Genomic DNA, 7,445 nt, shown 5'->3' with positions numbered 1-7,445 from the left:
CTTTCAGGCAGAGAGTCCAGTTCGAGTCCGGTCGGAATCATCCCGTCATGGGCGGCAAGTTCCTGGGAGACGGTCGTTTCGCAGACCGCCTCGCCCATGAGCACCTTGGCCCCGACCATGGGTGGCAGATCTCGGAAACAGGCATCGGTCAGAATCCGGCCCAGATGCAGATGATGGAACCCCTCGCGGACTATGAGCTGCCTGGCCTCGAACATCTCCGGGCAGCCATCCACCGGGAAAAGGCCGATCAGCCCGGCCACCCGGCCATCAGTGTCCCGAACGACGAGCATGTGCTGTTTGCCCTGGGCGTTTCGCTCGGCAATGGCCTCAGGATCGTAGACATAGGGCAGGGGAAAGCTCTCCCCGTACACCTCACGGTAGCATTCGACGATGCCCGGAGCGTCCTCGGGCCGAAACAGGCCCAGGACCAAACCGTTGTCCAGTATTTGATCTTCAAGCATGCTTACCCTCCTGTCCGATCACTTCTGCCGAGGCATTGCCCGTTTGCTTCCGCCCTTTGGATTTCATCAATCTCACGACCGCCACAAGCAGGACGGCGCAGACCATTATGCCAATCATGCTGGCCCGGAACCCGGCCAGGGATGCCTCGGTCGGGGTCGGCCCCACGGCTCGGACCGAATAGACGTAGGAAAAAACGGCCAGCCCCAAAGAACCGCTGACCGGCATGAGCAGAGAATTGAGGGCCGAAAACACCCCCTCCTCGCCCTTTGGGGCCAGCTTGAGCAGATAGACCGTGCTGGCTATGGTCAGGCCGGCAAAGGAGACCCCGTACAGAGCCAGGGAAACAAAGGTTGCCGCTTGGCCTGCGGCAGGAGCCCAGGCCAGGGTGATGGCGGCCGTGACCAGAAGAGCGAATCCCCCGCCGCCCAGGACCCGGGTCGACCCGAAACGGTCGGTCATCTTGCCGCTCACGGGTGTCAGCAGGGCCATACTCACGGCGCAGGCCAGCATCATCAGTCCGGTTCCGGACACGCTCAGGCCGAGGCGGTGGACCATGAAAAAGGGATAGATGAGCATGACCGCGTTCAGGGCCATGAGCCCGAGGACCTTGATTCCAACGATGAGCCCCACGCGACGGTCGGCAAGGACGGACATTCGAATGAGGGGCGAGCTGGTCCTTTGCTGCTGCAGGACGAACAGGATTGCGGCCAGGACGAACACTCCGGCCAGCAGACGGACCGGTCCGGCGGTCCAGCCGTCCCTTCCGGCTTGGCTGAAAGTCAACGGCAGAGAGGCGAACAGACCATACTCAGAACCGCCCCGATCGGATTCAGACTCCTGAAGGACACGGCCGGACGATCCCCTTTTCCGCCTTTTGTTCGGAGAATGAGCACCAGGGGCAGGGCGGCCAGCAGGCAGATGGGCAGATTGATGGCAAAGACCCAGTGCCAGGACAGATGCTGGGCCAGGAACCCGCCCAGGGGCGGGCCAACGATGCTCCCCAGGCTCATGACCATGGTCATGAGGCCGATGATCCCGCCGGTCTTTTCCCTGGGCATCATCCGCAGGACAATGGCCCCGAAGGATGCCCCGAGCATGGCCCCGCCCAGGCCCTGGATCCCACGGCCGATGAGCAGATGGGTGATGCTCTCGGATACAACGCAGCCCAGTGAGCCCAAAAAAAAGCATGCCACCCCGCCCAGAAAAACAGCCACCGGATCGATGAGGTCGGCCAGGCGGCCAAAGGTAAGCTGAAAGGCGGCCATGACCGTCATATAGACCGTGGCCAGCATCATGGCCCGGGAAACCGTGGTCTCAAAGACGCTCTGAAGTTCCGGAAGGATGACGTTGACCACCCCGGCGTCCAGCCCCATAACGAACAGGGCCAGGGCCATGCTTGCCGTCAGCAGGCGCTGCCGGATTTCAGTCCGAAGAGACATCGATCACCCGCATGTCGAGGCCCAGGGCGTCCAGGGTCACGAACCTGGGGGCGAACACGGCCTCCCGACCCACCACCCCCGTGCCCTGGAGAAGATACACCATGACCTCGTTGGCCAGTAGGGCGTTGGAGAGCAGTCCGCCCACGGCCGTGCTGGGGCACTGCCCCTGGGACCAAGCCCGCTCAAAGACCTCCATGGTCTGGGCATCGAAACACCTGGTCACCAGGGAGGGCAGACCGGGCTTGGCCTCGGACTTGATACGTACGAGGCGGTTGAATTCGATCTCCCGCATGCCCTCGTGATGATAGTTGATCATCAAAGCCCCGAATCCGACCACTCCGGCCGTGAACATGGGCACCTTGAAGCGTTTCTGGACCTCGGGGGTACGCTCCTTGACCTCGGCCCCTTTTTCGACATCCATCGCCCCGATGTGAACGTCGGCCCCCTGAATGAATTCCTCCAGATTTTCGATCTGAAGGCCTTTGGGCCAGGTCTGGATTTCAATGTCAGGATTGATGCTTCGGGCCAGCTCCACGTACACCTCCAACTTGGGGCGGTCCATGGTCGACCCGAAGGCCGCGGCTTGGCGGTTCATGTCCGGAGGGTCGAAAATTCCGTTTTCAGCCAGTCGAAAAGAAGCGCAGCCGCAGCGGACCAGGGCCAGAAAGGCTCCGCCGCCTACCCCGCCCAGTCCGGAAATGGCGATGGTCTTTTGCGAAAGAATCTCCAATCCCCGATCAGTGAAAAAAGGTCGGCAGCGGCTCAGGAATTCATGCATGACGTTCACTCCTTTTGGACAAGTGCTTACCATAATCTCTATCCTGATCGAAAGTTGATCTCAAGACTGGAGTCTATCGTGAAAATGTGCATCTGCACTTTGACTTCGGCCATTTTTTGTCCGAAGCCCTCTGAATCAGATGGACTCCGCCTGAAAGCGAAGCCCACCCCGAATGAGCATCCAAATCAAGAAACTTTTCATGACGGGATTTTCAGATCGAGCCAAAACCGATGATTCCCCATCTCCGGCCATGAGGCTGATTGTTCTTGTTTTCCTTTTCCTCCTCCTCTGTCCCACCTTTTCGCTTGCGGCCACCTACTACGTGGCCCGAAACGGCAACGATTCCAACGACGGCCTCACCGAAATAACACCCTGGCAGGGCCTCGACCCGGTCAACTCCAGGATATTCCAGCCCGGCGACTGTGTTCTCTTTAGACGTGGAGACACATGGCGGGAGGAATTGCGGGTGACATCTTCGGGAACGCCCGAAGCCTGGGTGACGACCTACGGGGCTTTTGGGTCGGGATCCAGACCCAGTTTCCTTGGCTCCGAAACGGCCACGGGATGGATTCAGGCCGCACCGAATATCTGGCGTTCGGCCACCCCTCTGGAAAATCCATACCAAGGAGGGTACTCGGTGGCCGAGGTGTATTTCAAGGAACGAGACGGCTCCTTCTCCACCGGCCGGTACCGTGAGTTCGATCCGTCCTTCTCGGGCCTCGTCCGCCAGCGGGATTGGTCCTGAAACGCTGAAGTTATTGTACGTGTACTCCACATCGGACCCGGCCACCCGCTATCTGTCGGTGGAGGCCCCCCAGCGGGACACATGCCTCCACGTTCTCGGTGTGGGCAGCTGGGACTCGAACAGGGGGCGGATTGTGACGGCCGAAGACTATTCGCAATATGTGGCCTTCGACAATCTCGAAGCCATGTTCGCTAGACGCCATGGCCTGTACTGCGGCTATTTGGAAATCGAGGCCCACGGCCTCAAGGTCACGAATTGCCATATCGGATGCATAGGCGTCCGGGGTGGCTCGTCCGCCTACGGAGTGGCCGCCTGGCATTCGGACATGCTGATCCAAAACAATATTTTTCACGATTGCGGCCGCCGGGCCGTGTCGTTGAACACCTACACCAAGGAGACGCCCGGGTTGACCGTCCGCAACAACATCATCTTCGGCACCCTCGACTACGCAGGAGGGGCCAACGATGCCCGATGTGTCCTGAGCACCGACGGCACCACCTTTTCGACCAGAGACCACAACCTCTATTTTCAAGCCGATCCGGAACAACCCTTCAGCGGAAGTGACCCTTCAGGCGGCGAGGGATGGGACAACTTTATGTCCGACTGGGACGAATGGAAGGCCAAAACCGGCTGGGAGGCTCACGGTTCGAAACCGCAGAACCCGCTCTTCGTCGACATCGCCCGGAAGAACTTCCGGCTGAGACCGGGCAGTCCGGCTATTGGCGCGGGCGTCCCCGTTCCAGTTCTGAATTTTGACATTGAGGGAAGACCATACGACCGGGCCAGTCCAAGCATCGGGGCCTACGAATACGCTCCGGCCATGATCCCCGCCATGTACTATCTTCTCTTGAACCAGTAGGAGGATGAAAAATGCGCAGAAAGGACAGGGAAATCAGTGATCGAAAGGCCATCGATCGCATCATCGCCGACTGCCGGGTCTGTCGCATCGCCCTGTGCGACGAGGGCCAGCCCTATGTACTCCCGTTCAATTTCGGCTATGACGGGGACTGCATCTACGTGCACACCGCCCTGGAAGGCCGAAAGATGGAAATTCTCAAACGAAACGATCGCGTCGGGTTCGAGTTCGACATCCTGCACGAAATTGTCGTGGCCGATACTTCGTGCGGCTGGACGGCCCGATTTCAGAGCGTGATCGGTACCGGGCGGGCCGAACTGGTTCGCGTCCAAAAAGAAAAATCCGCCGCCCTAGAATGCATTCTCCGCCACTATGGAGGCGTATTCACGGACGTCCCGGAAAAAGCCATGGATTCGGTGGCCGTCATCCGCATCCGGATCGAGTCCATTTCGGGCAAGGAACGAATGTGATCCCTCAAGCCTTTGAAGGCGACTTCCGTCCGGGCCGGACTCCTTCGAAGATGAATTTGTTGACAACATATCAGAAAGCCTCTATGCGTTCCCTCTTCAGTTCGACCTCAAGGAGATTTTCATGAAGACGTATAGCCCAAAACTGCAGGACATCCAGAGAAACTGGATCGTGGTTGACGCCGAAGATAAGATCCTCGGCCGCCTGGCCAGCTTGGTCGCCCAGCGCCTGCGCGGAAAGCACAAGCCGGAATTCGCTCCCCATGTGGACAACGGCGATTTCGTGATCGTGGTCAACGCAGAAAAGATCAAGGTCACCGGGAACAAGCTTCAGCAGAAGCACTACTACAGGTATTCCGGGTACCCGGGAGGTCTCTCGGACATCACCCTGGCCAAGCAACTGCAGCAGAAGCCGGAGGAAGTCATCCGCCACGCCGTGCGTGGGATGCTTCCCAAAAACAGTCTGAGCAGACATCTGCTCAAGAAACTCAAGGTCTACGCGGGCCCGGACCATCCGCATTCAGCTCAGATGCCCGCCCCGCTCGAACCTTAAGGTACGGAGTCATTACATGAGCCAGGACTTTTTTTACGGAACCGGCAAGCGCAAGACCTCGGTCTCCCGGACGCGTCTCTACAAGGGCAGCGGCAAAATCACGATCAACGGTCGAGCCTACGAGGAATATTTCCCCCGGGCCACCCTGCAGATGATCATCCGTCAGCCCATGAACCTGACCAGGACCCTGGGCAAATTTGACATCACGGTCAACGTGGACGGAGGCGGTCTCTCCGGCCAGGCCCAGGCCGTTCGTCACGGCATCAGCAGGGCACTTCTTGACTACGATCCGGATCTTCGTCCGGCCCTGAAACGGGCTGGTTTCCTGACCCGGGACTCGAGGGTAAAGGAACGCAAAAAGTACGGCCAGCGCGGTGCTCGCGCCAGGTTCCAGTACTCAAAGCGTTAAACCGACGCTTTTCCGTCAGCATCTCTTTGGGGGCGGGGTCTCATGGGCTCTGCCCCCTTTTTTCACCTCCGGGGAACACCGTGTCGTCGAAAAAAACCAGAATCAGGCCGAGAATGCTCTTTGCCGACGAACAGGGGCAAATCTTCGACCATCCAGACCTCCTCCTGCTCTGCCGGCGGGGACGGGAATTGGCCCTGCCCCGGCCCGACGAACTCATTCCCCTGCCCGAGGAAAGTACCCTCTACCTCTTGCCCTGCCGCAGTCCCATGGGCCTGAACCCCGAAACCGGGACCATCGAGCGACTGGACGACGTCCAGGGCGTGGCCGCCTTTGTCAGCCCGGCCCACACCATCTCAGGCGTAGCCGCCTACGATACCCGGCCGGGAGCCCCGATCCTTCCCATGTTCTCGTTTGGAGCCGTGGGATTTGCCAGGGACAAATTCTGGGTCGCGGCCACCAAGGTCGACCAGGATCCCAGACAGATCTTCACCGGTATCCCCCAGGGCCGCATCGACCAGGGCGTGGCCGACATGCTGGCCCGGCTTCCGGGCAATCGCTTGGCCGCCCATCTCGGGCATTGCGCCCTCTCCTACTGCTGTCCGGCGGCCAAAAATCTGGCCCTGGGCCGTTTCGAGGCCCCCCTGCCCACGGCCCAATCCTGCAACGCCCGATGCGTGGGATGCATTTCCCTGCAGCCAAAGGCCTCCTGCCTTACAGCCCCTCAGCATCGCATCGCATTCACGCCCACTGCGGCCGAAATCGTGGAGGTCATGAACTTTCACGCCGAAAGGGCCGCCAACCCAATCTTCTCCTTTGGTCAAGGCTGCGAAGGAGAACCTCTGACCGAAGCCGACCTGATTGCGGAGGCCGTGGCCGTCTTTCGAAAAGGCTCGGGCCCGGGCACGGTGAACATCAACACCAACGGTAGCCGACCGAACGCCATCCCAATACTGTCCAAGGCCGGGCTGTCCTCCATCCGGGTGAGCATGAACAGCGCGGACCCGGCCCGCTACGTCGCCTATCACCGTCCGGTGGACTACACCTTCGACGATGTCCGCCACACCGTCCTCGAAGCAAAGGCCCAAGGACTTTTCGTATCCTTGAATCTGTTATGTTTTCCGGGAGTGACCGACACCGAAGGAGAACTGGAGGCCTTGAGCGCCTTCTTGGCCGAAACCCGGACCGATTTCGTCCAGATGCGAAACTTAAGCCTCGATCCCGACCGGTACATGGATCTGGCCGAAACCTGGGATCTGGGTCCAGCCATGGGGCTGGGGAACTTTCTCCGGCGGTTGCGGAAGGCGGCCCCCTGGATGGGCGTCGGCTACTTCAACCCGGCCATGGATGGAACCGTCGGAACCTGAATTTCGCCCAGGGCCGTGCCCAGGATCTGGAAGATATCCGGATTGAAGGCCGTCAGCAGGATTTCCCGCAATGAGCTTTCCCGGGCCAATGCTTTGGCGATTTCCTGAACGGCGATTCGTGCCGCTTGGTTGGGCGGGTATCCGTAGACCCCGCAGCTGACGGCCGGGAAGGCCATGCTGGCTAGGCCGTTTTCCTCGGCCAACCTGAGACTATTGGCGTAGCAGGAGGCCAGAGCCTGGGGCTCACCGTTGGTGCCTCCCCTCCAGATCGGTCCCACGGTGTGGATGACGAACCTGGCCGGCAGATCAAAGCCCGGAGTGATGCGGGCCTCGCCCGTGGGGCAGCGGACCCCCGGCCGAATCTCGGGCAGG

The 7,445-nt window shown here is 60.2% G+C and carries 11 protein-coding genes; 6 read left to right on the top strand and 5 right to left on the bottom strand.

Annotated elements, in window-relative coordinates; all coding sequences use genetic code 11:
* The 4 genes from EOM25_10755 to EOM25_10740 form a co-directional block, all read right to left on the bottom strand.
* Window positions 1-461: GNAT family N-acetyltransferase (locus EOM25_10755; GenBank protein NCC25656.1), on the bottom strand; the 461-nt coding region annotated here is incomplete at its 3' end.
* Window positions 454-1,650, bottom strand: a complete 1,197-nt coding sequence (locus EOM25_10750) for an MFS transporter (GenBank protein NCC25655.1) — start codon at window positions 1,648-1,650, stop codon at window positions 454-456. The genes EOM25_10755 and EOM25_10750, both read right to left, overlap by 8 nt.
* A complete protein-coding gene (locus tag EOM25_10745; GenBank protein ID NCC25654.1) occupies window positions 1,242-1,901 on the bottom strand; it encodes an MFS transporter in 660 nt (219 codons plus the stop codon). The genes EOM25_10750 and EOM25_10745 overlap by 409 nt, the downstream gene beginning before the upstream one ends.
* Window positions 1,885-2,679 (bottom strand): thiamine biosynthesis protein ThiF, encoded by a 795-nt coding sequence (locus EOM25_10740; GenBank protein ID NCC25653.1) that lies wholly within the window; start codon window positions 2,677-2,679, stop codon window positions 1,885-1,887. Before EOM25_10740 ends, EOM25_10745 begins: the two co-directional genes overlap by 17 nt.
* 199 nt (window positions 2,680-2,878) lie before the next feature.
* Between EOM25_10740 and EOM25_10735 the strand changes: the two genes are divergently transcribed.
* The 6 genes from EOM25_10735 to EOM25_10710 all read left to right on the top strand — a co-directional run bounded on the left by EOM25_10735 (window position 2,879) and on the right by EOM25_10710 (window position 7,073).
* On the top strand, window positions 2,879-3,424 hold the full coding sequence (locus EOM25_10735) for a hypothetical protein (protein ID NCC25652.1): 546 nt from the start codon (window positions 2,879-2,881) through the stop codon (window positions 3,422-3,424).
* A 19-nt stretch (window positions 3,425-3,443) separates the two neighbouring features.
* A complete protein-coding gene (locus EOM25_10730) occupies window positions 3,444-4,283 on the top strand; it encodes a hypothetical protein (GenBank protein NCC25651.1) in 840 nt (279 codons plus the stop codon).
* 11 nt (window positions 4,284-4,294) lie between these two features.
* Complete coding sequence (locus tag EOM25_10725) at window positions 4,295-4,750, top strand: pyridoxamine 5'-phosphate oxidase family protein (GenBank protein ID NCC25650.1); 456 nt, start codon at window positions 4,295-4,297, stop codon at window positions 4,748-4,750.
* 121 nt (window positions 4,751-4,871) lie between these two features.
* Window positions 4,872-5,300, top strand: a complete 429-nt coding sequence (locus tag EOM25_10720) for a 50S ribosomal protein L13 (protein NCC25649.1) — start codon at window positions 4,872-4,874, stop codon at window positions 5,298-5,300.
* A gap of 16 nt (window positions 5,301-5,316) precedes the next feature.
* Window positions 5,317-5,709: a 30S ribosomal protein S9 gene (locus EOM25_10715; GenBank protein NCC25648.1), complete on the top strand. Its 393-nt coding sequence runs from the start codon at window positions 5,317-5,319 to the stop codon at window positions 5,707-5,709.
* A gap of 113 nt (window positions 5,710-5,822) precedes the next feature.
* Window positions 5,823-7,073, top strand: a complete 1,251-nt coding sequence (locus tag EOM25_10710) for a radical SAM protein (protein ID NCC25647.1) — start codon at window positions 5,823-5,825, stop codon at window positions 7,071-7,073.
* On the opposite strand, the gene EOM25_10705 is transcribed toward EOM25_10710, so the two are convergent.
* Window positions 7,034-7,445 (bottom strand): O-acetyl-ADP-ribose deacetylase (locus tag EOM25_10705; GenBank protein NCC25646.1); only part of this gene is annotated, 412 nt, incomplete at its 5' end. The two genes, EOM25_10710 and EOM25_10705, sit on opposite strands and share 40 nt — an antisense overlap.

Source organism: Deltaproteobacteria bacterium, from assembly GCA_009929795.1.
Classification (GTDB): domain Bacteria; phylum Desulfobacterota; class Desulfovibrionia; order Desulfovibrionales; family Desulfomicrobiaceae; genus RZZR01.
The sequence above is the reverse complement of the archived record's forward strand: the minus strand, read 5'-3'. Positions and strand labels throughout refer to the sequence as shown.

Bases quoted from the DNA above. Each gene is read 5' to 3' on its own strand.
- EOM25_10750 (NCC25655.1), bottom strand. From the start codon at position 1,650: ATGCTTTTTTTTGGGCTCACTGGGCTGCGTTGTATCCGAGAGCATCAC.
- EOM25_10745 (NCC25654.1), bottom strand. From the start codon at position 1,901: ATGTCTCTTCGGACTGAAATCCGGCAGCGCCTGCTGACGGCAAGCATG.
- EOM25_10740 (NCC25653.1), bottom strand. From the start codon at position 2,679: ATGCATGAATTCCTGAGCCGCTGCCGACCTTTTTTCACTGATCGGGGA.
- EOM25_10735 (NCC25652.1), top strand. From the start codon at position 2,879: ATGACGGGATTTTCAGATCGAGCCAAAACCGATGATTCCCCATCTCCG.
- EOM25_10725 (NCC25650.1), top strand. From the start codon at position 4,295: ATGCGCAGAAAGGACAGGGAAATCAGTGATCGAAAGGCCATCGATCGC.
- EOM25_10720 (NCC25649.1), top strand. From the start codon at position 4,872: ATGAAGACGTATAGCCCAAAACTGCAGGACATCCAGAGAAACTGGATC.
- EOM25_10715 (NCC25648.1), top strand. From the start codon at position 5,317: ATGAGCCAGGACTTTTTTTACGGAACCGGCAAGCGCAAGACCTCGGTC.
- EOM25_10710 (NCC25647.1), top strand. From the start codon at position 5,823: ATGCTCTTTGCCGACGAACAGGGGCAAATCTTCGACCATCCAGACCTC.